This window comes from Bacillus sp. FSL E2-8868, from assembly GCF_038005505.1.
Classification (GTDB): domain Bacteria; phylum Bacillota; class Bacilli; order Bacillales; family Bacillaceae_G; genus Bacillus_A; species Bacillus_A mycoides.
In genome coordinates, this window is the sequence record NZ_JBBOTI010000003.1 from 759,288 (window position 1) to 785,588 (window position 26,301).

General features: G+C 34.8%; 28 protein-coding genes and 1 pseudogene. 20 read left to right on the forward strand and 9 right to left on the reverse strand.

Translation table 11 applies throughout. The features are described from left to right. The first annotated feature begins 123 nt into the window (after positions 1–123). On the forward strand, positions 124–1,071 hold the full coding sequence (locus NSS74_RS25030) for a substrate-binding domain-containing protein (protein ID WP_033708621.1): 948 nt from the start codon (positions 124–126) through the stop codon (positions 1,069–1,071). Between the two features lie 59 nt (positions 1,072–1,130). Here the strand turns inward: NSS74_RS25030 and NSS74_RS25035 are convergent. Together NSS74_RS25035 and NSS74_RS25040 are read right to left on the reverse strand one after the other, a co-directional pair. Beyond that, a pseudogene (locus NSS74_RS25035) lies at positions 1,131–1,211 on the reverse strand (DUF3948 family protein); the annotation flags it as partial. A gap of 427 nt (positions 1,212–1,638) precedes the next feature. Beyond that, entirely contained in the window at positions 1,639–2,505 is an 867-nt protein-coding gene (locus tag NSS74_RS25040; protein WP_002029391.1) for a LysR family transcriptional regulator, read from the reverse strand. Positions 2,506–2,632: 127 nt separating this feature from the next. On the opposite strand from NSS74_RS25040, the gene NSS74_RS25045 reads away from it, so the two are divergent. Beyond that, positions 2,633–3,601: a DMT family transporter gene (locus tag NSS74_RS25045; RefSeq protein WP_040963027.1), complete on the forward strand. Its 969-nt coding sequence runs from the start codon at positions 2,633–2,635 to the stop codon at positions 3,599–3,601. A gap of 21 nt (positions 3,602–3,622) precedes the next feature. Next, positions 3,623–3,763: a YrzO family protein gene (locus NSS74_RS25050; protein WP_002063481.1), complete on the forward strand. Its 141-nt coding sequence runs from the start codon at positions 3,623–3,625 to the stop codon at positions 3,761–3,763. Positions 3,764–3,832: 69 nt separating this feature from the next. Here NSS74_RS25050 and NSS74_RS25055 read toward each other — a convergent pair whose 3' ends face one another. After that, positions 3,833–3,928 carry a DUF3948 family protein gene (locus tag NSS74_RS25055; RefSeq protein WP_002124767.1) on the reverse strand — a complete coding sequence of 32 codons (96 nt, stop codon included), beginning with the start codon at positions 3,926–3,928 and terminating at the stop codon, positions 3,833–3,835. Between the two features lie 336 nt (positions 3,929–4,264). On the opposite strand from NSS74_RS25055, the gene NSS74_RS25060 reads away from it, so the two are divergent. Beyond that, entirely contained in the window at positions 4,265–4,870 is a 606-nt protein-coding gene (locus NSS74_RS25060) for a lysophospholipid acyltransferase family protein (RefSeq protein WP_002091412.1), read from the forward strand. Between the two features lie 165 nt (positions 4,871–5,035). On the opposite strand, the gene NSS74_RS25065 is transcribed toward NSS74_RS25060, so the two are convergent. After that, positions 5,036–5,128 carry a DUF3948 family protein gene (locus NSS74_RS25065; protein ID WP_012260201.1) on the reverse strand — a complete coding sequence of 31 codons (93 nt, stop codon included), beginning with the start codon at positions 5,126–5,128 and terminating at the stop codon, positions 5,036–5,038. Positions 5,129–5,433: 305 nt separating this feature from the next. On the opposite strand from NSS74_RS25065, the gene NSS74_RS25070 reads away from it, so the two are divergent. From NSS74_RS25070 to NSS74_RS25090, 5 genes are all read left to right on the forward strand, one after another. After that, a complete protein-coding gene (locus NSS74_RS25070; protein ID WP_113938335.1) occupies positions 5,434–6,411 on the forward strand; it encodes a LacI family DNA-binding transcriptional regulator in 978 nt (325 codons plus the stop codon). 160 nt (positions 6,412–6,571) lie between these two features. Further along, positions 6,572–6,901, forward strand: a complete 330-nt coding sequence (locus NSS74_RS25075) for a PH domain-containing protein (RefSeq protein WP_002139893.1) — start codon at positions 6,572–6,574, stop codon at positions 6,899–6,901. A gap of 117 nt (positions 6,902–7,018) precedes the next feature. Further along, the gene (locus NSS74_RS25080) at positions 7,019–7,855 is read left to right on the forward strand and encodes a YitT family protein (RefSeq protein WP_340814462.1); all 837 of its coding nucleotides are present in this window, start codon (positions 7,019–7,021) and stop codon (positions 7,853–7,855) included. 260 nt (positions 7,856–8,115) lie between these two features. Next, complete coding sequence (locus NSS74_RS25085) at positions 8,116–8,472, forward strand: YxeA family protein (RefSeq protein WP_002029403.1); 357 nt, start codon at positions 8,116–8,118, stop codon at positions 8,470–8,472. Between the two features lie 745 nt (positions 8,473–9,217). Next, on the forward strand, positions 9,218–9,988 hold the full coding sequence (locus NSS74_RS25090) for a TatD family hydrolase (RefSeq protein ID WP_061689750.1): 771 nt from the start codon (positions 9,218–9,220) through the stop codon (positions 9,986–9,988). A gap of 31 nt (positions 9,989–10,019) precedes the next feature. Here the strand turns inward: NSS74_RS25090 and NSS74_RS25095 are convergent, their stop codons facing one another. Continuing rightward, complete coding sequence (locus tag NSS74_RS25095) at positions 10,020–11,669, reverse strand: polysaccharide deacetylase family protein (RefSeq protein WP_340814465.1); 1,650 nt, start codon at positions 11,667–11,669, stop codon at positions 10,020–10,022. 249 nt (positions 11,670–11,918) lie between these two features. On the opposite strand from NSS74_RS25095, the gene NSS74_RS25100 reads away from it, so the two are divergent. Then, positions 11,919–12,452, forward strand: a complete 534-nt coding sequence (locus NSS74_RS25100) for a transglycosylase SLT domain-containing protein (RefSeq protein ID WP_000713256.1) — start codon at positions 11,919–11,921, stop codon at positions 12,450–12,452. Between the two features lie 11 nt (positions 12,453–12,463). Here NSS74_RS25100 and NSS74_RS25105 read toward each other — a convergent pair whose 3' ends face one another. Both NSS74_RS25105 and NSS74_RS25110 read right to left on the reverse strand, forming a co-directional pair. Further along, entirely contained in the window at positions 12,464–13,258 is a 795-nt protein-coding gene (locus NSS74_RS25105) for a DUF4931 domain-containing protein (RefSeq protein ID WP_061689748.1), read from the reverse strand. A 134-nt stretch (positions 13,259–13,392) separates the two neighbouring features. Next, positions 13,393–13,521, reverse strand: a complete 129-nt coding sequence (locus NSS74_RS25110; protein ID WP_002029408.1) for a hypothetical protein — start codon at positions 13,519–13,521, stop codon at positions 13,393–13,395. A gap of 420 nt (positions 13,522–13,941) precedes the next feature. On the opposite strand from NSS74_RS25110, the gene NSS74_RS25115 reads away from it, so the two are divergent. After that, on the forward strand, positions 13,942–14,076 hold the full coding sequence (locus NSS74_RS25115; protein ID WP_002139888.1) for an RAxF-45 family protein: 135 nt from the start codon (positions 13,942–13,944) through the stop codon (positions 14,074–14,076). 124 nt (positions 14,077–14,200) lie between these two features. Further along, a complete protein-coding gene (gene abc-f, locus NSS74_RS25120) occupies positions 14,201–16,087 on the forward strand; it encodes a ribosomal protection-like ABC-F family protein (protein ID WP_340814467.1) in 1,887 nt (628 codons plus the stop codon). A 462-nt stretch (positions 16,088–16,549) separates the two neighbouring features. On the opposite strand, the gene NSS74_RS25125 is transcribed toward abc-f, so the two are convergent. Continuing rightward, a complete protein-coding gene (locus tag NSS74_RS25125) occupies positions 16,550–16,747 on the reverse strand; it encodes a hypothetical protein (protein ID WP_000369259.1) in 198 nt (65 codons plus the stop codon). Positions 16,748–16,981: 234 nt separating this feature from the next. On the opposite strand from NSS74_RS25125, the gene NSS74_RS25130 reads away from it, so the two are divergent. The 6 genes from NSS74_RS25130 (at position 16,982) to NSS74_RS25155 (ending at position 24,606) form a co-directional block, all read left to right on the forward strand. Continuing rightward, positions 16,982–18,685, forward strand: coding sequence for an ABC transporter substrate-binding protein (locus tag NSS74_RS25130; RefSeq protein WP_002140153.1), 1,704 nt, complete (start codon positions 16,982–16,984; stop codon positions 18,683–18,685). Positions 18,686–18,928: 243 nt separating this feature from the next. Further along, positions 18,929–20,656: an ABC transporter substrate-binding protein gene (locus NSS74_RS25135; protein ID WP_000730686.1), complete on the forward strand. Its 1,728-nt coding sequence runs from the start codon at positions 18,929–18,931 to the stop codon at positions 20,654–20,656. Between the two features lie 103 nt (positions 20,657–20,759). Beyond that, on the forward strand, positions 20,760–21,716 hold the full coding sequence (locus NSS74_RS25140) for an ABC transporter permease (RefSeq protein ID WP_002091399.1): 957 nt from the start codon (positions 20,760–20,762) through the stop codon (positions 21,714–21,716). Between the two features lie 13 nt (positions 21,717–21,729). Then, positions 21,730–22,653: an oligopeptide ABC transporter permease gene (opp4C, locus tag NSS74_RS25145; protein ID WP_340814468.1), complete on the forward strand. Its 924-nt coding sequence runs from the start codon at positions 21,730–21,732 to the stop codon at positions 22,651–22,653. Between the two features lie 10 nt (positions 22,654–22,663). Then, on the forward strand, positions 22,664–23,644 hold the full coding sequence (locus tag NSS74_RS25150) for an ABC transporter ATP-binding protein (RefSeq protein ID WP_002091396.1): 981 nt from the start codon (positions 22,664–22,666) through the stop codon (positions 23,642–23,644). Beyond that, positions 23,641–24,606, forward strand: a complete 966-nt coding sequence (locus tag NSS74_RS25155; protein WP_340814470.1) for an ABC transporter ATP-binding protein — start codon at positions 23,641–23,643, stop codon at positions 24,604–24,606. The genes NSS74_RS25150 and NSS74_RS25155 overlap by 4 nt, the downstream gene beginning before the upstream one ends. A 121-nt stretch (positions 24,607–24,727) precedes the next feature. Here the strand turns inward: NSS74_RS25155 and NSS74_RS25160 are convergent, their stop codons facing one another. Then, positions 24,728–25,600, reverse strand: a complete 873-nt coding sequence (locus NSS74_RS25160) for a Cof-type HAD-IIB family hydrolase (RefSeq protein ID WP_000766416.1) — start codon at positions 25,598–25,600, stop codon at positions 24,728–24,730. A 464-nt stretch (positions 25,601–26,064) separates the two neighbouring features. Here NSS74_RS25160 and NSS74_RS25165 point away from each other — a divergent pair, with 464 nt between their 5' ends. After that, positions 26,065–26,184 (forward strand): DUF3948 family protein, encoded by a 120-nt coding sequence (locus tag NSS74_RS25165; RefSeq protein WP_003186989.1) that lies wholly within the window; start codon positions 26,065–26,067, stop codon positions 26,182–26,184. Positions 26,185–26,227: 43 nt separating this feature from the next. After that, a partial coding sequence (locus NSS74_RS25170) for a DUF3948 family protein (RefSeq protein WP_340814498.1) occupies positions 26,228–26,301 on the forward strand: 74 nt, incomplete at its 3' end.

Below are 26,301 nucleotides of genomic sequence, written 5' to 3' on the forward strand. Positions count from 1 at the left end.
TCCCTTCGTTTACTAAATTAATTATAACTAATTATAACTAATTATAACTAGTTATAATTGAATATAATTTGAACGATATAGTTGTTTTTAAAAACTAGGAGAAATATTCTTTTCTTTGTTACAATGAAGGAAGAAAGTGAGGAATCGTCTATGGATCATCATTCCTACACAACGGAAGAAGTAGCAAAGCAATTAAAAGTATCAAAATTAACTGTATACGACCTAATTAAAAAAGGAGAACTTCCTTCTTATAGGGTTGGTAGACAAATGCGCATTGATGCAGCTGATTTAGAACAATATATAAAGCAAATGAAAACAGGGAAGGTACAATTTACTCCTGTAAAGAAGGACGAAATTAGTAGTTCGAATACACGCATCATTAGTGGTCAAGAACTAACGTTAGATATGTTGGCAAAGCATATAGAAAATCGATTGCCAAATTCTAATATATTGAGAGCGTATCAAGGTAGTTTAACGAGTTTAGTGAAGATGTACCAAGGAGAAGGAAGCGTCGTTAGTTTACACTTATTTGATGGTGAAACGGGTACATATAATGTTCCTTACGTAAAACGTATTTTAGTTGGACAACCATATATTATGATGAATTTATTAGCAAGAAATGTTGGGTTTTATGTGCAAAAAGGGAATCCACAAAATATAAAAACATGGGCTGATTTAGCTCAGTCATCTATACGATTTGTAAATCGAGAAAAAGGTTCTGGTATTAGAGTGTTAGTGGATGAGCAATTGCGAATTCGAAAATTAAGTAAAGAAGATATTAACGGGTATGAATGGGAAGAATCGAATCACCTTGGTGTTGCCTCGCAAGTCGCGAATGGAAAAGCTGATGTTGGGGTAGGATCAGAAAAGTTTTCCCAAATTGTGAACGTAGACTTTATTCCAATAATGAAAGAACAGTATGATTTAGTACTTCTGAAGAATAAAGAAAATGATGAACTTATTGAGGTTATAAAAGGAATTTTGCAATCTGAAGAGTTTCACAATGAATTAAAAGCAATTGGTGGATATGATATAAGCAAAACAGGCCAAATTATATATGAAACAAACTAAAAAGCTGCTTGTCTATAAGACGAGCAGCCTTTTCTATATAAAAGGGGGGGAACCAATTGTTAAACGAGACTTTGAGCAAGTGCATAAATGAATGCAGTAAGAAGAGTAGCTCCACTTGCAAGTCCGATAAAGTGAAATTTTAATCAGTGAGGGCGGGGTATCCCTCGCTGATTATTAGCCCTCACCAATCGGGCTTTTACGGGCAGTTGATCCCAAACCTAACTTCTTTGATTTCGCTGAATTTTGAAGTGGGAGTCTTACTGCCCGTTAATGCGGGACAAAGTCTGATTTGTTGAAAGTAATGTTGTTCATTATAATCTCTCCTTATTTGTTTAATGTAGTTGCAACTGCTTTTGCATCGACAAGTGCGGATAGCACCATGCCCATTGTATTGAAAAATTTGTTTGATTTCATTTTGTTCATCATGCGTATCCGCTCCTTTTCGAATTGTTGTTGCCCTGCTTTCTGTCTTAATTATATGAAATATAGCAGCCTGCAACTATCGAATTGGCTTACGTAAGACTTACACTTTTGTAAGAAAAAAAGACATTCGTGTAAGAATGTCTTTTAAAGCATATTGATATGATGATGTGCTTCAATTGTTTTTAAAAAGCTTCGCATCGAATTGGTCATGTAACTATCTTTACGGCGTATGAAAACAGTTGAAATACTACCATATTTCTCCGGAATTGGATGACAGTGTACTTTACCTGCTGTAGAAAGGTGCTGCACCGCAGACTGGGGGACGAGTGTAATCCCAAGACCGAGCGCTACGCTATTTAATATAGTTTCTAATATGTTAAACTCCATAATTCTTTTTGGTAACAAACCTTCATCTTTAAGCCATCGTTCAAGCTTGGAACGGTATCCACATCCTTGATTAAAAACGAGTAGGGGCGTCGTAGTAAATTCTTCTATATGAAAAGCTTTATTTTGTGTAACAAGCATTAATTTCTCAGTACTAACATCGTATTGTTCAATTAGTGGATGTTTAATAGGACCTGATATAAAGGCGCCATCTAATTGATGATCGAGTACTTCTCTAATAAGCTCTTCCGTTAGACCGGCTTGTAATGATAAATCGACATTTGGATAGCTTTTATAGTAAGAAGACAAGATGGTAGGTAATGTACTGACTGTTTCGACTGTACCAATTTTTAATATGCCAGATGGTGTTTCACTATCTAAAAACACTTGTTTTAGCTCTTCAACATCTTGCAAAATTTTATGAACGTAAACGAGCATTTTTCTTCCTTCAGCTGTTAAAGTCATGCCTCGCTTATGACGGTAAAAGAGAGGTGTTTTCAGCTCGTTTTCTAATTGTTTAATACGTGCGGTTACATTTGATTGTACATAATTTAATTCCTTTGCTGCGCCGCTTACACTACCGCGGTCGGCAACGCTCTGGAAAATTTGTAAGTCTCGTAATTCCATTTTATGCTCCTCCTTGATGTTAACTATCATTATAAATGATAGTTAACATCATTTTGAATCATTTTACGTGATATATTTTTTCTTTTACAATTCTCTTTGTGCAAATAGAAAGAAGCGGGGGATTGTGGTGAGAAAAGGTCAAATGATAATAGGTGCTTTGGCATGTTTAATTGCAAGTATGTCATGGGGAGCGATGTTTCCGGTTGCTGATCATGCTCTAGAATACATAGATCCATTTTATTTTTCGTTTATTCGTTATGGGGCGGTAGCAATTGTATTGATTGTATTATTGCTAATGAAAGAAGGAAAGAAGGCATTTCGCTTAGAAGGAAGAGGGAAGTTACTCGTCTTTTTTGGAACAATGGCTTTTACCGTATATAATGTATTAATTTTTCTAGGGCAAATGTTAATGGGAAAATCAGGTGTAATGGTAGCTTCTATTATGGAGGCGCTTATGCCAATGATTTCAATTTGTATTTTATGGGGATATAAAAATATAAAGCCGAAGAAATATATGATAACGAGCATGATTATTGCGTTTGTAGGGGCTGTATTTGTCATTACGAAAGGTGATATGAGTTTCTTTTTAACATTGAAAGATAATATGTTTTCACTAGTATTTATATTTGTTGGTGTTGTAGGATGGGTTATTTATACGATGGGTGGTCAAACGTGTAGCGATTGGTCAACATTACGTTATTCTACTTTGACATGTGTATTGGGTACAACTGTCACAGGGATTATAACTGTGGTCATTACAGTGCTTGGATATGTATCTGTTCCAAGTATGGAAACGATTTCTATTGTGAAGTATGATTTGTTATTTATGATGACATTACCAGGTATCGTAGCACTACTTGCTTGGAACTACGGTGTGAAAATCTTATCATCAATTAATGGTATTTTATTTATTAACTTTGTGCCAATTACTACTTTAGTTATTATGATGATACAAGGATATAAAATAACGACATTTGATGTATTAGGAACATTGTTTGTTATTGCAGCGCTTATTCGTAATAATGTTTGTCAGAGAAAAGAAGAAAATATAAATAAACAAATTTTGCAAGAAAAGCAATTGCGTCAAGCTGTTTAATAGGCAACTGGAGGATTTTATATGTTAGAAAGTTTATTGTTTTTCTTTGCTGCTGGAGTTGCCTGCGAGCTTGCAGCAATTAATCGAAACGGTCGTAAAAATATAAAACAACAAGCTGAACTGATACAGCTTTTAAAAGACTTGAAGGAAAGAAAAAATTAAAAAGACGACCGGGCATAGACGGTCGTCTTTTCTATTATTATTTATATAAAGGGGAAAGGGGACACAAAGTTATATAAGCGTAGCAGCGTAAATGAAAGCAGTAAGAAGAATCGAGCCGCTAGCTAGTCCTAAAAAATCTAATTTATTAAAAGTCATGTTATTCATTATAAATTCTCCTTACGTGTTTAATATAGAAGCAACAGCTTTTGCATCGATAAGAGCGGAGAATACCATGCACATTGTATTTAAGAAATTGTTCGTTTTCATTTTGTTCATCATATAGATCCGCTCCTTTTCAAATGGTTGTTGTTACTTTCTGACTTAATTGTATAAGATAGTGGAGGGAGTCACTATCGAATTAGCTTACAAGAAAATTACACTTTTGTAAGAATTGAAATTTAACAATAAATACTTATTTTTATTACCAACTCCTAAAACTTAGTGTTATAATCGTTGTAAGAAAATAATTATACTTCGGATATTCAGAAAGGAACGAAACAAATGTATAAACCAATTACATTTTCGTTGAAATATATATTTAAAATGGCTGGGAAGGTAGAAGTACAAGGGAGAGAGAAATTACCGGAAGATGGCCCTTACGTTGTTGCGTGTACACATACAAGTTTTATGGATGTTTTAATGTTAGCGGCAGGAATGTACCCAACCCAAATTCATTACATGGCAAAAAAAGAATTGTTTGAAGGGAAATTTAAAAATTGGTTTTTTAAAAATGTAAATGCATTCCCTGTAGACCGTGCGAATCCAGGGCCAAGCACATTAAAAATTCCATCACGTTTATTAAAAGAAGGAAAAGTAGTAGGGATTTTCCCGAGTGGGACGAGGTCATCAGAAGACGTTTCACTAAAAGCTGGGGCTGTTACGATTGCAATGCGTTCTAACGTTCCGTTAATACCGGCAGCTTATGTTGGTCCATCAAGTATAAAAGAATTGATAAAAGGAAAAAAAGCGCGATTAGTTTTTGGAGACCCAATTCAAATCGATGCTGAAGAACAAATAGATCGAAAAACGGCTATGAAAATGATGACAGATGAATTAAATGCAAAGTTTGAAGAACTAAAGGAAGTTTTGCAGCCAAATCAAAAATAAGAAAAGACGATCGTGCATAGACGGTCGTCTTTTCTATTATTAGTTGAACCAATCGGGCTTTTACAGGCAGTTGATCTCCCGCCTAACTTCCTCGCATTCGTCGAATTCTGAGGTGGGAGTCTTACTGCCCGTTAAAGCGGGATAACGGGGAAAGGGGACACGAAGTTATAGTGTAGCAGCGTAAATGAAAGCAGTAAGAAGAACCGTGCCGCTAGCTAGTCCTAAAAAATCTAATTTATTAAAAGTGATGTTGTTCATAATGTATTCTCCTTACTTGTTTAATGTAGAAGCAACAGCTTTTGCATCGATAAGAGCGGAAAATACCAAGCTCATTGTATTTAAGAAATTGTTCATTTTCATTTTGTTCATCATATAGATCCGCTCCTTTTCAAATGGTTGTTGCCCTGTTTCTGACTTAATTATATGAAATGTTGCGGAGAGTCACTATCGAATTAGCTTACAGGGAAATTACACTTTTGTAAGAAAAACGAATGAAAGTGTCATGATGAGAAGATTTGACATATGTTCATGTGATTCATTAAGTTAAAAGTAGAGGTGAGTGTATGGCTAATATTAAAGATATTGCAAAGATGGCTGGGGTTTCAGTTACGACTGTTTCGAGGGTATTAAATGATCATCCATATGTAAGTGAAGAAAAAAGGAAAGTTGTTTTAGAAATAGTTGAGAAATTGAATTACTCGCAAAATGCAAATGCTGTTCATTTATCAAAAGGGAAGACGAATATTGTTGGCGTGATTTTACCTTATATTAATCATCCGTCTTTTGATGCGATGGTGGGTGGAATGATGGAAGTTGCGTTAGCTCACAACTATCGAGTGCTTCTTTGTCAAACGAACTACAATAAAAAAGAAGAAATGAAAAGTTTACATATGTTGAAAACAAAGCAACTAGACGGTCTTATCATTTGTTCTCGTGCTAATGAGTGGGAAACTATAGAGCCTTATGCAGCGTATGGGGCGGTTATTGCTTGTGAGGATAATGATATTGAAAGCATATCGAGTGTATATACAGATCATTTTAATGCCTTTCAATTAGGGATGAGTTACCTTATTGAAAAAGGTTATAAGAAGATTGGATATTGTACGGGAAGAAAGTTAGGGCCAAGTAGTAAGAAACGTTTTGATGCTTATAAACAACAGCTACAATTAATAGATGAAGAAGTGATGGAAGATTGGATTTTCACAGAATGCTTTACGTTAGAAGATGGTGTAAGAGTTGCACATCAATTCAAGGAGATGGAGAATCCTCCTGAAGCATTAATAGTGGCAGGAGATGAGGTCGCTATTGGGATCATGACAGAAGTTGAAAAATTAGGTATTAAAGTTCCAGAGGATTTAGCGATTATTGGTTTTGATAACCAACCGATTTCTCAAGTTTTACAACTGACAACCATTGACCAAAATTTAAAGGGAATAGGTAAGACGGCTTTTGAAATGTTTTACAGGCAAGTAAGTGATGAGAGTTCTAAACAAGAAAAGATGGAAATTCCATATAAACTTGTGGAACGTTCTACAGTTTAGTCATAATCCGTTATGTGTATAATCACATAACGGATTATTTTTTGAAATGTCTTTGACAGGAAACGCGTTTCATACTTTATAAAAGAGTTACACCGGTCTGTAATAATCCATGGATTCTTTTCAAGTGTTAAAACAATGAATAGAATTTGGAGGGATATGCATGAATGAGCTTTTATTAAGTATGAAAAAATATGTAGAGGATGACGAAAAGATTTTAGCGTTTGTCGTAGGGATATTTGAAAAGGATGACTTTACTTTATGTTATCAACATGGGATTTTTGTTGCCACTACTAGACGTCTTCTATTTTACGGGAAATTTCCGTGCTATCCTGCGATATTTGAAGAGTATTCGTATTTGCATATAGATGACATAGATTTCCGTCCATATTTCGAATGTACTTGTAATCGTGAAACCATTAGAGCTAAGTATATTCAGAGTGGGAATGTGGAGCGCTTTGTCCGTACAGTTAGAGCGAATATGAATAATTAATCACCCCTTTGTTTAAACATAATATCTTGGTCTTTGTGAGGGGAAATGCGGAATAAAAACAACTTCTAAACCTCTAGGAGATAGTGATACAATGTCAAATGGGGGGAGGTATGAACTATGGTTAATCAACGTATAAAGGAAATAACACTAATTACAATTGGTTCATTATTATTCGCAATTGGTATTAATTACTTTGCAATTCCAAACCGTTTATCAGAGGGTGGAATTATTGGTTTAACAGTTGTTACGTACTATTTATTTGATTGGTCACCGGGAATTGTGAATTTTGGTTTGAATGCAATTTTATTAGCTGTAGGTTATAAATTTTTTGATAAGAAAACGATGGTTTACACAATTATAGGTATTGTGGAAACATCTTTGTTTTTATATGTTACAGAACATATCGAATATCAAGTAAATAGTGATACGTTACTAGCAGCTTTATTTGCTGGTGTATTTGTAGGTATCGGATTAGGCTGTATGTTCAAAGCTGGAGGTACATCAGGAGGATCGGCAATTTTAGCTCGACTAGCAAATCAATATTTAGGTTGGAGCGTTGGTAAAGGCGTACTTATTATTGATATCGTTGTAATTGCTGGCTCTATATTTATAATAGGACAAGAAAAGGCAATGTATACACTTGTAGCTGTATTTGTCGGAGCGAAAGTAATTGATTTCATCGTGGAAGGTATGGATACAAAAACAGCTGTTACGATTATTTCGAATCAACCAGACTTAATTCGAGAGACTATTACGAAAAACATGACGCGCGGTGTCACTGTATTAGAAGGACGCGGCGGATATACTGGTAAAAATAAAGAAGTTTTATATATCGTTATTAATAAACAAGAGCTTGTTAAGTTAAAGCAAGTTATTAGTAGAGTTGATGAAGATGCCTTCGTTGTCATTCACGATGTGCGTGATGTACTTGGCGGTGGCTTTAAAGCAAGCTAAAAGGTGAACGAGAAAATTCGTTCATCTTTTTTTATCCCGCATTAACGGGCAGTAGAACTCCCACCTCAAAATTCAGCTGGAGCAAAGAAGTTAGGTGGGAGATCAACTGCCCGTAAACGCCCGATTGGTGAGGGCTGATTAAAGTTTCACTTTATTCTTACAAAAATGTAAGGGTAATGTAATGGGATTGAATGGTAGATTAAATTCCTGCTCTTTAGAATGGATGTATAAGTATCCTGCAGAGGAGGAAGATCAGTATTATGAAGAAAAAAATAATTACTACTGTAATAGCTATGGTAGTGATAGTAGTAGTATTACTACCTACGAAACTTGGACCAGTTATTGATAAATATAATCCGCTTTATACGACGAAAGAATACTATACAATTGTGGATGCGATTGGTCAGCATGTCGGTGATGAATGGTATGAATATGAATTTATTGCATTTGATGAACGTGGAAGAGAACAAAAAATAAAGAAGACTGTTAAGCATATGTTAAAGAGAGATGAAGCATTAAAGGTGTACGCAAAAGGACGCTACGGCGAGGCAATTGAAGAAATTGAAGCTGTAAATATTCCTATTAATGCGAAGAGTAAACTTTTAACGATGAGATAGCGAATTATACCCCCGCCTATTTTTTGTCGAAAATAAAAATACTAGGTAGGGGTATTTTAGGTTCGTGAAAAAACCTTAGTCCATATGGACTAAGGTTTTTCTTATTATATAAAGGGGAAGGGGGTACATTGTAGTAGCATGAGTGAAAGGTATAAGAAGAGTCGGCTACTAGCAATGTAATTTGGTTATGTGAGTATTCTTCTTATTTGGCTTACTTTCTAACTTTATTGTACGAAATATAGGTAAGGGAAACTATCGAATTACATTACACATAGCTTACAAACATGTAAGCCTTCTGTAATGTAATTCGATGGTTAAAATATAGTAAATTTCATATAGTGTAACTAGAAAGTCTCACTGTATCACTTTCTGTTTGTAATGTTAATGAAGAATGAAAAACCAACTAATTTTTAATAGCCCTCATCTCTATTTAGATGAGGCTCTTTTTCAAACCTTACAACATTGTAAGGTTTACGTAAGTTAATTCGATAGTAAATTTGTCATATTTTTTGCATAATAGATACAAATAGATAAAAAATAATTAGGGATATATTAAGAAGGGAGAAAACTGGGATGCGTAAAGAAGAAGTAGTGAAGTTTCCAATTAAAGATTTCTGTAGCTACTTTACTGTTGCCGTAGTATGTATTGGATTATTTGATATAATAACAAATTTAATTGTTAACTAATATAGATGATAAAACAAGAAGGAAGACCCTTTCTTGTTTTTTTTATGGGGGCATAAAGATGAAATTGATTGATAGTCATATACATGTTGATCAATATGAGAATGAAGAGAAAAGTAGATTATTTATAGATGTGGAAAACAGTAAAGAGATACAAGGGCTTATTGCAGTATCTATGAATTATCAATCATGTCTAGAAACTTTATCTTTAGCAAAGCGATATCCTTTTGTACATCCAGCAATAGGTTTTCATCCGGAGCAGCCGATTCATAAAGAGGAATGTGAGCAAATTTATAAATTAATTGAAGATCATGTAGAGGAAATCGTTGCGATTGGTGAAGTGGGCTTGCCATATTATTTAAGGAAAGAAGATGAAAATATTGCTATTGATCCATACATAGCGGTGTTAAAAAAGTTTGTGGAACTAGCTAGTAAATACGATTTACCAATTATATTGCATGCGGTTTATGAAGATACTGACACTGTATGTGGTTTACTTGAAGAATATAAAGTTTCGCGTGCACACTTTCATTGGTTTAAAGGAAGTGAAGAGACAATGAAACGGATGATGAGGAACGGTTATTATATTTCTATCACACCGGATGTTTTACATAAGGAGAAAATTAGAAAAATAGTTTCGTATTATCCGCTTGAATATATGATGGTAGAAACAGATGGGCCGTGGGAATTTCAGAAGGATACGATGACACATCCTTATATGATAAAAGATGTATTACAAGAAATTAGTATAATAAAAAAAATATCAGTAGAGAAAGTTACTGAGCAAATATATGCGAATACGGTGCGATTTTATAAAGTTAGTGAGTCATAAAAAAACACCAAGCATCTCGCTTGGTGTTTTTTTATGACTCTAATTTTTTCGCACGTCTTAATAATAAAAGAAAGACAATTATAATGAACCCAATTATAAGGAAGAACCCATATTGTTTTATATAATCAATTATGTCATTCGCACTTGTTGGTTTTTCAATGTGAATGCCTTCTTTATTAGTAGTAATATGAATATCTTTCATTTTTACTTCATTCATGTCTTTTTGTAAATCAATCCACTCTATGTTTGGAATATTTTCTAGTTCTTTTAATACTTCTTTTAATGGTTCAACGCCCAAGTAAGGATGATAAAATGCACCGATAATTCCATCAGATAGTTTAGTGATAGATAAAGCACGTTCTTTCATTTTTGCTATAGCTTGTGGCTTCCCTTCTTCAATAAAGCCAACAGTTTCAGGAATTAATTTCATCCCATGTAAAAATGACGGTGTACTTATATAAGCCGGTGAGTGCATTGATTTCCAAGTTGTATCGTTTAGTTGTATTTGTCCTACATAAGTTGAAAAATATTGTGATAGTATTTCATATCCTTTTTGAGACATTGTATAGTGCGGAGCTTCAAAGGCAACTGGATATAATTTAGCTTCTACAAGCTCTGTAATCCCTTTTTCAATATGATCTTTAATATATTTTTCTTCGAAGGCTTTCCCGTTTTTTACGTATTTATTATAGTCTTCTGTAGACTGAAAATCTTTTTTTGTTTTTGATTTTTCATGGTTTGGTTGGCGAATTGGTTGATCTGTTTTTACATCCCAAAATTCAAAACCTTCGCCAGTTTCGCTATCATAAAACTGATGTGTGTAACCATGCATAACGATAGAGCCACCATTATCTTGCATAAAGTGTAAAACATCGATTAATTCAGAGTTATCCTTTAAATGTACTGTTTTTCCTGTGTCTGGATCTTTGTAAACAGGGATAACGGTAATCATATAAGGGAGCTTTTTCTCTTTTAGTAATTCAGCGATTTCTTTTAATTGCTTTACATCTACAGCTGGATGAACGTCTTCAAGGCGTAAATAAGCTGAAGTTTTATTTGTTTCAGGTTTTTGTCCGAAATAAGAAAATAACATTTCACCGACGTAATGAGACATCCAATCGAAAAGGTTTGGAGTTGCAACATAATAGGATGTTCCTTGCTGAATGATTAACGGATGAGTTCCATCAGCACTCAAGGCGTAAGCAAGAGTTGTTCCTTTTGTTTCAATTTTCTTCATTAAGCGTTCTTCATGTAATTCATTTTTTAACTGGTTAGTCGGATATTCTATGGTGTGAATTCGTATATCGGTTTCTTTCGAGGTAATGAAAGAAAAACGATTAGATAATTGTTCAACATTTTGTCCTAAAACTAATACGGGACCTGAGAAGTTTTCTAGAAATTGTTTTGCTGCAATAGAAAAATCTTCTTTTTTCTCTCCGATATAAACAATATGTGTATAAGAAGATGATTCAGTACTTTCCTTTACTTCCTTTAAGCTTTTTACTGTTATATCTTTTGTAAAGTGCCCTAACTGAGTATTAAGGATTTGTACATTGTTTGTAATTTTGTTGTCTTCTGTACTATACAAAACGAGTACTTTTGATTTTGATGATGTTTGTGCAGAGGTATGTATAGGAATGAGTAGTAAAATGCTGAAAAAGATTAGTAGAGTTCTTTTCATTTATTTATGCTCCTATTCTATATATAGAATTCAATTTACAATTATATACAAGAAATAAGTTATAGTCCATGTAAGTTACATTTTTGCACGTATTTACCATATGTTTTTTTCGCAAAATCGGTCTAAAGCATGATGATAATATGTATAGTAATTTGCTATGATTGAAAGGTAAGAGAATGATAGAGTGTTGGTAATTGTAAAAGAAAGGCTGAAAGGGGACAAATTTCAGCGGAGAAAGAGGTAGAGGTAGTGAAGAAATTCTTTGTAGGATTTTTAGTTGTTCTTGGAGTGTATTTATATTTCCAAGGAAAGTCTGAAGGAATGGGTAAGCTAATGAATGAGACAAGCTATGTTGATTCAGAAGAAGCAAAACAGATGAAACAAATCATTATAGAGGAAGCAAAGAAAGTAAACCTTCCGGAATGGATACCTCTTACAATTGCCGAACACGAAAGTAGGTTAAATCCAAGAAGTGTTGGAGATAACGGAACTTCATTCGGATTGTTTCAATTACACCGCGGTGGTGGGCTTGCGCCAGATCATTTAACTGATGAAGAGCTGAAAGATCCACGTACAAATGCGCAAATTGCAATGCCGCATTTAATGAAAGGTTATAAGCGCGGGGTGCAAAAAGGTTTGACTGATTTTGCATTACTGAAATATATAGCGAATACATCTGGATGGCCAGGGAATTTAGGGCCAGAGTGGACGGATAACAATATGAAGTATAACATCGGATTAGAGGATGTATACTATCGAAATAAAGGTGTAATCAAAGAGTAGGTTTTCTATACCTACTCTGTTTTTTTGTGAATAATTTTGTCTTCGTGCTTCATGAAATACTGCGCTAGTTGTATTTTCACCTCTTCTAGTTTTGTAGAAACTTGTGGTATTTTATATCCTACATACAACGGTGAAACGACAAACCTAGGAACAACTTTACAAATGATTTTTCCATTTAGATGATAGAAGAATAAGTTATAACTACTACATCCTTTATGGAAATCTGTCAGTATGTAACGTACAGTTTGCTGAATATAATTTGCCATTTCATCTATAAATGCAATATCTTCAATGACTATGTTAAATTCAGTAAAGCCAATAATAGGACGCTCTGAAATGTTGAGTTCAATGCGTTCATTTTTTTGAACAATTACCCCTTGGAAATTTGCTTCCTCAATATTTTCAAGATAGTCTACATGTTTCATTCCGATAATTTGCATATGTGCATGATGCAAACTTCCGCCTGAAAATGGACCATGATTTTTGTATAAAATCACAGAAGTGAATTCTTCATTTTCCTGTAAGTTTAACCAATGGAGAATAGAGAAGCGAATTAGTTTTCTCATATGTTCTTCTGTATATGTTGCGATATGGTCTTCGCAATTATCTGTTTCGATTAGCACGGTTTGAAAGGTATCCTGTAATGTAGGGAATTTATTTTTTAACCAAATAATAGAGCCCTCAGTTGCTAAAATATCCGTTAAATTTTCTCTGTCACAAAAAGGACATGCAGTGTTTCTGTTCCGAATACTTTCTGGTTTTTGTTTACCGATATCGTTTAAAAAATATAGTTGTTGTGTATCCATTTGTATTTATGCCCCTTTAAAATATATGTAAAATCCCGCTTAATACATTCGGGAAAAGGAGAAGGAAATCCTTTAAAGGGAATAGGGAAAAATAAAAGACAAGATATCCTCATTGCAATAGGGTACCTTGTCTTTTATTTTTTCTTTAATAGTGTGTATGGATAATATAGAGCATTTTCATTTTGTTTCTTTTTTCTATTTTTTATTGTGTATAAGGCAATTGCTGTACTTGCGATTACAATAATGGCTTTCTTCATATTCATATACCCCTTTTTATTGTTGGTTTAATTCTTGGCTAACTGCTTTCGCATCAACTAAAGCATGTAAGATCATTTTTACCATGTTCATCATAGTTCTTTCCTCCCTTTTATAGTTCGTTTAGTTCTTTTACAACTGCTTGTCCGTTCACTAATACCTCAAAGATTGCTTTTACGATTTCTTTCATCATGATTGTTTCCTCCTTGTTTTTGTCTCTCTTGTTTACATCTTTATTGTATAGGGAGGTATCTTTTCGTACTATCGCTTTCCATTACGTGAACATAACAGTTTTGTAAGATTTGATGTCACTTATTGAAATGTTTAGTCTATCTTTATTATTTTCAGAAAAATGACTATTCAAACATAAATCGGGGAAGTATAATAAAGAAGTAAGTATTAAATTCCGTACGAAAGGAGTGAATGAGATGAAATGTTCTTTAGCTACGCGCGCAAAATTTTTAGATTATATCTATATTTGTCGTGCGATTTTTCATGATGTAGTTGTTAACGGGATACGTATGCCCTTTTTTAACAATTGCATAGTAGCTATTGAACGATAGAAGTCTCTTCACCCATTTTTGATAAACGTGTGAAAAGGGAGCTATTTGGCTTCCTTTTTCTATGACAAAAACCATGGGGAATGTTTCTTTCCCATGGTTTTTTATATTGAAAGGAGTACGGAAAATGACAATTTGTAGTGTGAATAATGTAAAGAAATCTTTTGGTGGAAACATCATATTTGAAAATATATCGCTTGAAATAAAGAATGGAGAACGTATTGGATTAGTTGGTCGTAACGGTAGTGGGAAGACAACTATCTTTCAGCTTTTAACAGGAATTGAGGGTTTGGATGCAGGGGCTATTCATGTGAAGAAAGGTACGCGCATTGGTCATGTAGCACAAATTCCAAAATTTAATAATGAAATGAATGTATATGATGTATTAAGCTCCGCTTTTAAAAAGGAAAAAGAGTTGGAGATAGAAATGCATGCTTTAGAAAAAAATATGGCGGAAGAACAGGAATCATCTGCTTTACAAAAATTGATGGAGAGATACGGAGTAATTCAAGAAAGATACGCGTTTCTCGGTGGCTATGAAATAGAAGCGAATATTATGAAGGTAGCAAATGGTCTACAGGTGACGGAACTATTTCCCCGATCATTTATGGAGTTAAGTGGTGGAGAACAAACAAAAGTAAGTCTTGCGTATATGCTATTGCAGAAACCAGATCTACTTTTGTTAGATGAACCAACAAATCATTTGGACTTATTTGCAGTCGAGTGGTTAGAGCAATTTCTAAAAGAATATACAGGAACAGTTATGGTCATTTCGCATGATCGCTATTTCCTTGATGAAGTTGTAACGAAAATTTTTGATTTAGAAGATGGAGAAATTCACGTATATCATACGAACTATTCACAGTTTGTTGAGGAAAAGGAAGAAAGGCTGCTTCAAGAATTTCAAGCGTATCAAGAACAGCAAAAGAAAATAAAGAAAATGAAAGAAGCAATTAAGCGTCTACGTGAATGGGCAAATCAAGCGAATCCGCCGAATGAAGGATTGCATAAGAGAGCCAGAAATATGGAACGTGCATTAGAGCGCATAGAGAAACTAAAGAGACCCATTTTGGATAGAAAACAGATGGGACTTCAGTTTGAAGGGCAAGAGAGAAGCGGGAAAGATGTTGTTGTAATGAAAGAAGTGAGTAAAGGATTTGATGAACGATCTTTATTCGAGAAAGTAAATTTGCATATTCGTTTTCAGGAGCGCGCAGCTATCGTTGGACGTAATGGTACAGGAAAGACTACGTTATTAAAACTATTACTAAAAGAAATGCAGCAAGATGCTGGAGAAATTCGGATTGGTAGTAGTGTGAAAATCGGTTATTTATCGCAACATGCGTACGGGAATATGAAGAACAATGTATTGGAAGCTTTCAGAGATTGCGTGGCTGTAACAGAGGGAGAAGCAAGACATATATTAGCTCGTTTCTTATTTTATGGTCCAGCTGTTTTTAAGAAAGTAACACAACTTAGCGGTGGAGAAAAAATGAGGTTAAGGCTCGCGCAACTTATGTATCAAGATGTTAACTTTCTTATTTTAGATGAACCGACGAATCATCTTGATATTGAATCAAGGGAAGTTTTAGAGGAGGCCCTTGAACAATATAACGGGACGATTTTAGCTGTTTCACATGATCGTTATTTCTTAAATAAATTGTTTGAAAAGACATATTGGATTGATGAGAACAAATTATTTGAGTTTGCAGGGAACTATGCATGGGCTCGTCAAAAGTGGGAAGAAAGAATTGAGAAACAAGTAGTAAAACAGAAGCAGCAACAGCAAGGGAATAAAGCGTTAGAAGTAATGCCTATAAAAAAGAAGAAGTCTAGGGATTTAGAGGCAGTTGAAAACGAGTTAATGCATATAGAAGAAGATATATATGCACTCGAATGTAAAATGGAACATGTAGTTGATGTTGAAATGCTTGAACAATTATATGAAGAAAAAACGAAAAAAGAGTTTTTACGAGCGGAGTTATATAATGAGTTAGAGAATATTGTGGAGTAAAAAGTAGAAAGCTAATTCCTTTCAGTTTTGCTGAAGGGATTAGCTTTCTTTTTTATCCCGCTATTTGCGGGGCAGTAAGACTCCCACCTCAAAATTAGGTTCGAGCAAAGAAGTTAGGTGGGAGCCCTGCTGCCCGTAAACGCCCGATTGGTGAGGGTTAATAATCGGTGGGGGATGAACAAAACCCCCACTGATTAAAGTTTAACTTTATAATAATATTTTACGTAAGGGATAAATAAAAAATGTGTTTCACGTGAAACAGTAATTTTGATAAATTTATGTTACGCAATTTTCATCCAGCAAAAATTCCATATCGAAATTGAAGAACTGGTAAAGAGAAAAATAAATGTTATCAAAAGCTTTTTCAATAATAGTAATTACAGAAGTGTAGGCTAATTATTTCCCGAGACATAAGTATGCGTGATAGAGACTCATGGTTGAAATTAAAAAAAGAAAGCAGAGTTACAGCTTTACGCGCTGAACTCTGCTTTCTTTTTGTGTGGTATCTTCCCTTGTTGAAATTATAATAGCGATCCCGAGCATAATAAAAAAAGCTAAAAAGAGGACGAACTTTGGGAAGAAAGGGAATAGTAATAACGCCCCGACTATCATGATTGTTAATAATACATAGTGCAGGACATATTGGAATAGGTTGTCCATATTTTCGCCCCCTTCTTGGTAGTTAATTGTTATTATTCTATGCGGGACTATTAGATAATAGAAGGTGTTTTTTATTTTTTGAAAGACATCAATTAGCAAGGATTGACATAACTAGTGAAAAGGAATAATCTTGAAATTAATTCATACTATTTTTATATGATAAATAAGGATAGTTACAGAAAGGATCTTTATGTTACTACTTAATTAGAAAACAGGAAAGTAAGGGTGAGAATTATGCGAAAGGTTTTTAAAGGGTTACTTGTTACGTTTCTTAGTACATCGGTTTTATTAGCAGGATGTGCTCAAGAAGAGACAAGTACAAATGAAGCAACAAAGATGCCGAAAGTAAAAGATGAGTTTATTAAAGCGAGTGACAAAGCAAAAAGTCCAGCAAAGGCAAAAGAAAGAAAGGATACCTTTGTAGTGGGAATGCCGAGCCCTGGCGGGATATTCCTTCCGCATTTTATGGAAAATGGGTGGGATGGTAATATAACACAAGCTATCTTTGCTCCTCTCGTTGGATTGGATAAGGAGGGGAAACCAATTCCAATTCTAGCGAAGAAATGGGATATTTCGGAGGATCAGCTTACATATACGTTTCATTTGAAAGATGATTTAAAGTTTAGTGATGGTTCACCGTTAACAGCGGATGACGTAGCATTTACATTAACTTTACTACATGATCCAACTTATAGTGGTGCAACGGACATAAGCCAAACAGCAATAAAGGGTGGGCAAGCATATAAAGAAGGAAAGGCTACATCTATTGAGGGGATTCAAGTCATCGATCCGAAAACAATTACGATTACAACTGAAAAGGTAAATGCCCAAACATTATCGTTAATTGGTGGAGAAGTTATATCAAAAGCTTATTACGGTAAAGAATATAAGCAAGGGAATTTAGAGTATTTAAAAGAGTTATATGGAAAACCGATGGGAGCAGGAGCTTATAAACTAGATAAATATATTCCAGGTCAAGAAGTTCGTTTTGTAGCAAATGAAAATTATTTTGAAGGTAAACCGAAGATTGAGCACTTTATTTATAAAATTACAAAAGGTGATACGAAGCTACAACAATTTCAAGCGGGCGAAGTAGATTATGATGGCTTCACGACAAATGCGGAGACGATTGAACAATTAAAAGAGTTAGGCTTTGCTAATGTTAATGTGTATACGGGAAGTTCATACGGTTACATTAAAATGAATTATAAGAAGTCATACTTTAAAGATAAACGTGTACGCCAAGCGTTTATTTATGGATTAGAGCGTCAAAAGGTCATTGATACATATTTCCAAGGATACGCTTCACTCGTTAATGTACCAATTACACCAGTTTCGTGGGCGTATACAGAAGAAGGAATCAATAAATACGAATATAATTTAGAAAAGGCGAAGAAATTGCTCGATGAAGCTGGGTGGAAAGCTGGATCAGATGGTATTCGTGAAAAAGATGGCCAAAAATTGAAGGTAAGTTATTTTGCTTCTTCTGCAAGTAAAATCAATGATGTGATGATCCCCGTTATGAAGGAGGATTATAAAAAGATTGGGGTAGATTTCAATCCTGAATACATGGACTTTAATACGATGATTTCCAAGGTAATTAAAGGAGATTATGATTTAGCGATGGTCTCCACACCGATGATTGATGATCCGAGCGGAACAATTGAGGAGTTTGTTTCGACAAGTAAGCGTAATTATGATGGATATCATAATCCGAAAGTAGATGAATTAGCTAAGCAGGCATTAGAAACATTGGATATTGAAAAACGAAAAGAGATCTATAAAAAACTATATCAAGAGTTAAGTGAAGATCCACCTGTTATTTTCTTAAACAATAGTAAAGTCGTGTCTGCACATAATGCACGAATTCAAGGGTTACAAGAAGATAATTATAATGGTATTTTGTTAAGTTTACCTAAATTGAATATTGCTCAATAATTTTTGGGGAATTATCGAAATATTTATATAGAAATAATTGACAAAATATACTGAAAGATATAAGCTAATAACCATAAAGTCTACTGGAAAGGTCGGAATAAGATTGTTACCCCTCAAAAACAACTATTTTTTTATAACCAAAACCGACTTTTCCGATTGGCTATAAAATGTTGCTGTGGGAGGCATACATTAGGCAAGCAGTTCATAAGGTGTAATTATTAAAAAAAAGTTAGGGTGGGGACAATGAAGAAAAAGACAAAAAAATGGGCTGGTGTATTTTCGGTATTACTGAGTAGTTCGCTTGTGTTATCTGCTTGTGGGGGACAGGAGGATACGGCTTCTACAGAACCAGTAAAACAGCAAGATTTAAAAAATATAAAAGTTGAAAATATTGCTGCGACAGATAAGACGAAAGTACCAGATAAAGCGAAGAATAGAAAAGATACGTTAGTAGTTGGCATTAGTAAACCAGGCGGCGTATTTTTACCATATTTCCAACAAAATGGTTGGGATGGAAACGTCACTTCAGTTATTTTTGCATCCCTTGTATCTACAGATAAACAAGGAAAACCAACTCCAGAATTAGCTGAGAAGTGGGATATTTCCTCTGATCAGTTAACATATACATTCCATTTACGTAAAGATTTGAAATTTAGCGATGGTTCACCATTAACAGCAGATGATGTAGCGTTCACATTGACGCTTTTACACGATAAGGCATATGAGGGTGACAAAGACATTTCTCAATATGCTGTTAAAGGTGGTAAAGAATATAAAGAAGGAAAAGCAACTTCTATTGAAGGAATTCAAGTTGTTGATCCACAGACAATTAAAATTACAACTGAAAAAGTTAATTCACAGGCACTAACAGCCTTAGGTGGAGAGGTATTATCAAAAGCTTATTATGGAAAAGATTACAAACAAAATACAAGCTTAGATTACTTAAAAGCGTTATATGAAAAACCGATAGCTGCGGGTCCATATAAATTTGAAAAGTATATCCCAGGGCAAGAAGTGCGATTTGTAGCAAATGAAAATTATTATGCGGGTAAACCAAAAATTCCAAACTTCATTTATAAAATTACTTCTGGTGATACGAAGCTTCAATTATTCCAAACAGGTGAGGTTGACTACACTGGCCTAGGTACTGGTGACGAAGTTCTTGAACAGGCTAAGGCTTTAGAATTTGCAAATATCCAAATCGAAACAGCAGCGTCATTTAGCTATATTTATATGAATAATAATAAGCCGTACTTAAAGGATAAAAAGGTTCGTCAAGCACTTATTTACGGATTAGATCGTAAAAAATATGTTGATACAGCATTGAAAGGATACGGTACGGTAGCTAATGTACCAATTCATCCAACTTCTTGGGCTTATACGGAAGAAGGAGTTAATAAATATGAATACGACAAAGAAAAAGCGAAAAAATTATTAGATGAAGCAGGATGGAAAGTTGGTTCGGATGGAATTCGTGAAAAAGATGGTCAAAAATTAAAGCTTTCTTATTTCGGCCCAAGTTCGGCTAAAGATAGCGATTTATTAATTCCGATTGCAAAAGAGAATTATAAAGAAATAGGTGTAGAATTTAACCCTGAATTTATGGACTTTAATACTATGCTTTCGAAGGTAAACAAAGGTGATTATGATTTAGCTTCTGTTTCGACACCAATTACAAGTGATCCGAGTGAAACAGCTGGTGAATATTTGTCGGGTGTCAATGAGAAGAGTCTTGGTTATAAAAATGCAAAAGTAGATGAGTTAATTCAAAAGGGTATTGAAACGGTAGATATTGAAAAACGTAAACCAATCTATAAAGAACTGTATAAAGAATTAAGTGATGATCCACCAGTAATTCTATTAAACTATCGTAGAACAATTACTGGTTATAACGGGAATATAAAAGGAATTGACCCTGAAAAATACAATAGTATTAGTGCAAACTTACCAGCTCTATCTATCGAAAAATAACGAGAAGAATGTATAAGTAGAAGACATTTTTTCATTCGGCAAGTAGTGTGCCGCTTTGAAAAAATGTTCTTCTATTTTAAGCATAAGATTGGAGAGAAAAAGGGTGAAAACATATATCATTCGTAGGCTGTTACAAATGATTCCTACACTGTTGGGGACATCGATTATTATCTTCTTCCTGTTCGCACTTCTTCCAGGAGATTATATTGATTCAAACCCGAAGATTACACCGGAAAGAGCAGCTGAACTTAGGGAATTGTATGGATTGAATAAACCAATTGTTGAGCGATATTTTCACTGGCTAGGTAATGCATTGCAGGGGGACTTTGGTTTTTCTCTTCAATATCAAGAATCTGTAACGTCATTATTAAATAAATTTATATGGAATTCGTTTATTGTTGCGATTATTGCATTGTTCTTTATTTGGCTAATTGCACTTATTATCGGTGTATTTTCAGCGACAAAGCAACATTCTTTATTCGATAAGCTTGTAACAATTGGTGTATTTGCAGCGATGTCATTTCCTTCATTCTTTATCGGTTTGTTTTTAATTAAAGTGTTTGCGGTTGACTTTAAGCTGTTACCGATAGGCGGGATGATTGATGTTGGGAGTAATTCAACTGGGCTTGCTTACGGAATAGAAGTTGCAAAGCATATGGTTTTACCCGTATTTATTTTAACTCTTCTTGGAGTTGGCTCATTAACTCGTTATTTTAGAACGAGTATGTTAGAGGTTGTACGGCAAGATTACATTCGAACGGCTAGAGCAAAAGGTTTAAAGGAGAAGACCGTTATTTATAAACATGCATTAAAAAATGCAATTTTGCCGGCTATTACATTGCTTGCATTTGAATTACCAGGGTTGTTTTCAGGGGCAATTATTATAGAACAAATTTTCAACTGGCCAGGTATCGGTAATATTCAATTAGAAGCATTAAATTTTCGTGATTATACGGTATTAATGGCATTTACGATGTTTCTTTCGTGTTTGACAATTGTTTCAAACTTTTTAGCGGATATTGTATATGCAGTTGTTGATCCACGTATTCGGTTGAAGTAAGGGGGGGAAAGAGATGGAAACTGTTACAGCAACTACGGAAAAAAAAGAAAAAAAGAAAAGAAGGAATGAATCATCGCCGTGGAGGCAAGCTTTTAAAAGGATAAAGAAAAATAAAATGGCACTTATAGGATTTTACGCATTAGTTTTTATGTTTTTATTTTGTTTTATTGGTCCATTCTTTTCACCGTATGCATCAGGAAAAATACAAGTTACGCTAATTAACAAACCACCTAGTTTTTTTCATTGGCTTGGCACAGATCAATTAGGAAGAGACATTTTAACGAGGCTTATGCAAGCAGGACGGATTTCATTAACAATTGGCTTAGCCTCAATGGTGTTATCCGTTATACTAGGTGCTTTATTAGGAGTGATTGCAGGTTTCTACCGTGGTATCGTCGATAATATTATAATGCGTCTTGCGGATATTTTAATGTCGATGCCAGGATTACCGTTACTTATTATAATGGGAGCTATTTTATCAGAATGGAAAGTACCATCTGATTATCGTCTTTACGTCATTATGATCATTTTAAGTTTAGTAGGTTGGCCAGGACTTGCACGCCTCGTACGAGGTCAAATTTTATCGCTGCGAGAACAATCGTTTATGCAAGCTGCTGATGTACTCGGGATAAACGATTACCGGAAAATTGTATATCATTTAATCCCAAATGTTCTGCCGATATTAATTGTTGTATCCACATTAGGTGTTGCAGGTTCTATTTTAGGAGAGTCTGCACTAAGTTACCTAGGACTTGGCGTTGTCCCGCCTACACCATCGTGGGGAAATATGATTAGTGCAGCAAACTCATTAATCGATTTCCAAAAGCGTCCGTGGTTATGGATCCCGCCTGGTTTTGCAATCTTTATAACAGTTGTATCAATTAATATACTTGGCGATGCACTTCGTGATGCATTAGATCCAAAGATGAAGCGGTAGGTGAGAAAGCATGAGTAGAGCGGTAGTAGAGCTAAAGGATTTACAAACACACTTTCAGACGGAAGAAGGTACAGTAAAGGCTGTCAATCATGTTAGCTTTTCAGTTCGAGAAGGTGAAACAGTTTGTGTAGTAGGCGAATCAGGTTGCGGGAAAAGTGTAACGGCTTTATCTATTATGGGACTTATTGCTGAATCTGGCGGCATCGTTGGTGGTGATATTCTTTATGAAGGAAAAAGTCTTTTAGGAATGAAAGAGAAAGAACTTCGTAGTTTAAGAGGAAATGATATCGCCATGATTTTCCAGGAACCGATGACATCGCTTAATCCGGTCTTTACTGTTGGAGAGCAAATTGTTGAGACGTTAAGAGAGCATGAACTACTTAGCAAAAACGAAGCATACAAAAAAGCAATTGAATTAATTCGTAAAGTTGGTATTGCTCGTGCTGATGAAATTGTCCATTCTTATCCGCACGAATTAAGCGGTGGCATGTTACAACGTATTATGATTGCTATTGCACTTAGTTGTAATCCAAAGTTATTAATTGCAGATGAACCGACAACAGCTCTGGACGTTACGATTCAAGCGCAAATATTAGATTTACTAAGGCAAGTAAAAGAGGAATTTAAAACATCGATTTTATTAATTACACATGATCTAGGTGTTGTAGCAGAAATGGCCGATTATGTTGTCGTTATGTATGGTGGAAAAGTTATTGAAGAGGCACCGGTACTAGAAATATTTCAAAATCCGAAACATCCATATACGCAAGGGTTGCTAAAATCAAAACCAGTAATGGGGAAACGAACAGATAAACTTTATTCTATTCCAGGGCAAGTTCCAAATTTAGTTGGCTTAGATGAGTTTTGCTACTTTAGTGGTCGCTGTGAACATTGCATGGAAATATGCAAAAATGAAGCGCCAAATCTTAATGTGCATGACGAGGATCATAAAGTAGCTTGTTGGTTATATGAGGAGCGTGCTGGGCAATGAGTGAACCATTATTAGAAGTGAAGAACTTAAAAACGTATTTTCCGATTAAGGGCGGCGTATTTAGTAGAACGATTGGACATGTGAAAGCGGTAGATGGGGTAAGCTTTACAATTGATAAAGGAGAAGTGTTTGGCCTTGTAGGAGAGTCTGGAAGTGGGAAAACGACGATAGGAAAAACAATTCTCCGTCTCGTTCAAAAAACAGAAGGCGAAGTGAAATTTAAAGGTCAAGATGTTCATGCTTTATCAAAAGAAGAGCTGAGAAAGCATCGTCCTAATATGCAGCTCGTCTTTCAAGATCCATTTAGCTCATTAAATCCAAGAATGAGAATTGGAGAAGCACTTGGTGAGCCAATGTTGGCTCACGGACTAGCGACGAAAGAAAATGTCCGTGCAAAGGTGATAGAAGTATTGGAGTTATGTGGTTTAGCGCCGTATCATATTGACCGGTACCCTCATGAGTTTTCCGGTGGGCAACGTCAACGTATCGTTATTGCAAGGGCAATGGTATTAGATCCAGAATTTATTGTGGCTGATGAGCCTGTTGCGGCATTAGATGTATCTATTCAAGCGCAAATCATTAATTTGTTTAGTGAATTACAGGAGAAAAAGGGATTATCCTATTTATTCATTTCACATGATTTAAGTGTTGTGGAGCACTTATGTACGAAAATTGGAATTATGTATTTAGGAACTATTGTGGAAACAGCATCACGTGATGAGTTATTTGCGAATCCGCTTCATCCATATACAAAAGCATTGTTATCAGCAGTGCCAATACCGGATCCAAGGGTTAAGCGAGAACGGATTATTCTAGAAGGGGATATTCCAAGTCCTGCAAATCCACCATCAGGTTGCCGTTTTCATACACGTTGCCCCGTTGCTACAGATATTTGTAAAACGAATGTACCAGAATTCCGTAATGTGGGTGAAGATCATTTTGTTGCTTGTCATCATGTGTAAAAGAAAAGGACTCTTTCAAAATGTGAAAGAGTCCTTTTTTTACCCCGCATTAACTGCCCGTAAAAGCCCGATTGGTTCAACTAATAATCAGAGGAACCCCGCCTCTGATTAAAGTTGAACTTTATTTACTAGATGAAGTTTGTTTCAATACAAATTGCTCGATTGCATGAGCAACACCATGTTCATTGTTTGTTAATGTTACAACGTCACATAATTTTTTTACGTCTTCTTCGGCATTTCCCATTGCAACTGATAAGCCAGCTACTTGTAACATTGGCACATCATTAAAGTTATCGCCGATTGCAACAGTATCTTCAATTGGTATATTGAAATAAGCTGCCATTTCTTGCAAACCATTGCCTTTATGGCCATGCTTATCCATAATTTCTACATTAGTAGGAGCTGATGCCGTAACTGAAATGTCCGTATCTTCTTGTAAAGTTTGTAATAGCTGCGAACGATGAGCAGCATTAAATGTCAAAATAAAGAATTTAGATATTTCTAATTCTGGATTATTTACGACATCTTCGATTTTTTGGAAATCAGTAATTAAGTTTGATTTCTTTTGTTTTTCTGTAATTCTTTCAAGTTCCTCAAGTGTAACATCTAGTGTATGCTTGTTTTCTTCGAATGCCTGCATAACTTGATCTTGCCATGTATAAGGAGAGTAAACCCCTTTATTTGTGTACAACTTATATGGAAAACCTTCAGATTCTAGTAATTTTGCAAGCTTGTATACTTTATCATTTTGTAAACAACGCGAGTTAATTACTTTTCCGTCCACATAAACAATTGCCCCATTGCTTGCTCCAACTGGAAGAGATAGTTTATATTCTTCCAATAATTTCAAAGCATCCTCTTTCGCGCGGCCAGAACAAATCATTACAATATGACCAGCCTCTTTTGCGGTTTGGATAGCTTGTAAGTTCTCTTTGGAGATTTCAAGATTAGATGATAGTAGTGTACCATCCATATCTAGTGCGATTAATTTCAAAATGACCACCTCTTTGTTTCCATTATACATAGTTATATAGAGGAAACATATAAACTTATCTTGGAAAGATAGTATTTTATCCCGCATTAATTTCTAGTAAAAGTGCGATTGGTGAGGGGAATAATTAGTAGGGAATGGAACTCTCGTTGATTAAAGTTTCACTTTGGTTTTTAACAAAATAGAGATGAATAATATTATATTTCGCTTTATGACCTTAATGTTACACTAGTGTTACAAATATGATTGCAGTAGAAAACGCATTAAAACAAGGTTTTTGAGTGTTAATTTAAAAAAACGTAAAAAAAGTGTAATAAAATTTACGTAATTATATTGCAACGTAATAATAGTTATGTTACATTAGTGTTACAAACGTTACGTAATTAGTTTCAATGTAACGTTAACATGAAAACTATGAACTAATCATTTCTTAGTAATTACATATAGATAACTTATAAAAAAGGAGAATGAATGATATGAACAACGAGCAAGTATTAAACGTAACAAAAGGTGACTTCGTAGGATCAGCAAGCGGAGCAGTAGTATTAACAGCATTAATCGTATTTCTATCAAGCGTATTAGTATAATAGAAGTTTTGTAACAAAAATAAGAGAAGGGAGAATGAAAATTATGAACAACGAGCAAGTATTACAAGTAACAAAAGGTGACTTCGTAGGATCAGCAAGTGGAGCGGTAGTATTAAC

Excerpts from the sequence above, each read along its gene's own strand:
- NSS74_RS25150 (WP_002091396.1), top strand. The coding sequence starts at position 22,664 with ATGAGTAGAGCGGTAGTAGAGCTAAAGGATTTACAAACACACTTTCAG.
- NSS74_RS25040 (WP_002029391.1), bottom strand. The coding sequence starts at position 2,505 with ATGGAATTACGAGACTTACAAATTTTCCAGAGCGTTGCCGACCGCGGT.
- NSS74_RS25070 (WP_113938335.1), top strand. The coding sequence starts at position 5,434 with ATGGCTAATATTAAAGATATTGCAAAGATGGCTGGGGTTTCAGTTACG.
- NSS74_RS25055 (WP_002124767.1), bottom strand. The coding sequence starts at position 3,928 with ATGAATAACATGACTTTTAATAAATTAGATTTTTTAGGACTAGCTAGC.
- NSS74_RS25155 (WP_340814470.1), top strand. The coding sequence starts at position 23,641 with ATGAGTGAACCATTATTAGAAGTGAAGAACTTAAAAACGTATTTTCCG.
- NSS74_RS25105 (WP_061689748.1), bottom strand. The coding sequence starts at position 13,258 with ATGGATACACAACAACTATATTTTTTAAACGATATCGGTAAACAAAAA.
- NSS74_RS25165 (WP_003186989.1), top strand. The coding sequence starts at position 26,065 with ATGAATGATATGAACAACGAGCAAGTATTAAACGTAACAAAAGGTGAC.
- NSS74_RS25095 (WP_340814465.1), bottom strand. The coding sequence starts at position 11,669 with ATGAAAAGAACTCTACTAATCTTTTTCAGCATTTTACTACTCATTCCT.
- NSS74_RS25065 (WP_012260201.1), bottom strand. The coding sequence starts at position 5,128 with ATGAACAACATCACTTTTAATAAATTAGATTTTTTAGGACTAGCTAGC.
- NSS74_RS25110 (WP_002029408.1), bottom strand. The coding sequence starts at position 13,521 with ATGAATATGAAGAAAGCCATTATTGTAATCGCAAGTACAGCAATTGCC.
- NSS74_RS25125 (WP_000369259.1), bottom strand. The coding sequence starts at position 16,747 with ATGGACAACCTATTCCAATATGTCCTGCACTATGTATTATTAACAATC.
- NSS74_RS25075 (WP_002139893.1), top strand. The coding sequence starts at position 6,572 with ATGAATGAGCTTTTATTAAGTATGAAAAAATATGTAGAGGATGACGAA.
- NSS74_RS25030 (WP_033708621.1), top strand. The coding sequence starts at position 124 with ATGAAGGAAGAAAGTGAGGAATCGTCTATGGATCATCATTCCTACACA.
- abc-f (WP_340814467.1), top strand. The coding sequence starts at position 14,201 with ATGACAATTTGTAGTGTGAATAATGTAAAGAAATCTTTTGGTGGAAAC.
- NSS74_RS25115 (WP_002139888.1), top strand. The coding sequence starts at position 13,942 with ATGAAATGTTCTTTAGCTACGCGCGCAAAATTTTTAGATTATATCTAT.
- NSS74_RS25130 (WP_002140153.1), top strand. The coding sequence starts at position 16,982 with ATGCGAAAGGTTTTTAAAGGGTTACTTGTTACGTTTCTTAGTACATCG.
- NSS74_RS25090 (WP_061689750.1), top strand. The coding sequence starts at position 9,218 with ATGAAATTGATTGATAGTCATATACATGTTGATCAATATGAGAATGAA.
- NSS74_RS25060 (WP_002091412.1), top strand. The coding sequence starts at position 4,265 with ATGTATAAACCAATTACATTTTCGTTGAAATATATATTTAAAATGGCT.
- NSS74_RS25080 (WP_340814462.1), top strand. The coding sequence starts at position 7,019 with ATGGTTAATCAACGTATAAAGGAAATAACACTAATTACAATTGGTTCA.
- NSS74_RS25050 (WP_002063481.1), top strand. The coding sequence starts at position 3,623 with ATGTTAGAAAGTTTATTGTTTTTCTTTGCTGCTGGAGTTGCCTGCGAG.
- NSS74_RS25085 (WP_002029403.1), top strand. The coding sequence starts at position 8,116 with ATGAAGAAAAAAATAATTACTACTGTAATAGCTATGGTAGTGATAGTA.
- opp4C (WP_340814468.1), top strand. The coding sequence starts at position 21,730 with ATGGAAACTGTTACAGCAACTACGGAAAAAAAAGAAAAAAAGAAAAGA.
- NSS74_RS25135 (WP_000730686.1), top strand. The coding sequence starts at position 18,929 with ATGAAGAAAAAGACAAAAAAATGGGCTGGTGTATTTTCGGTATTACTG.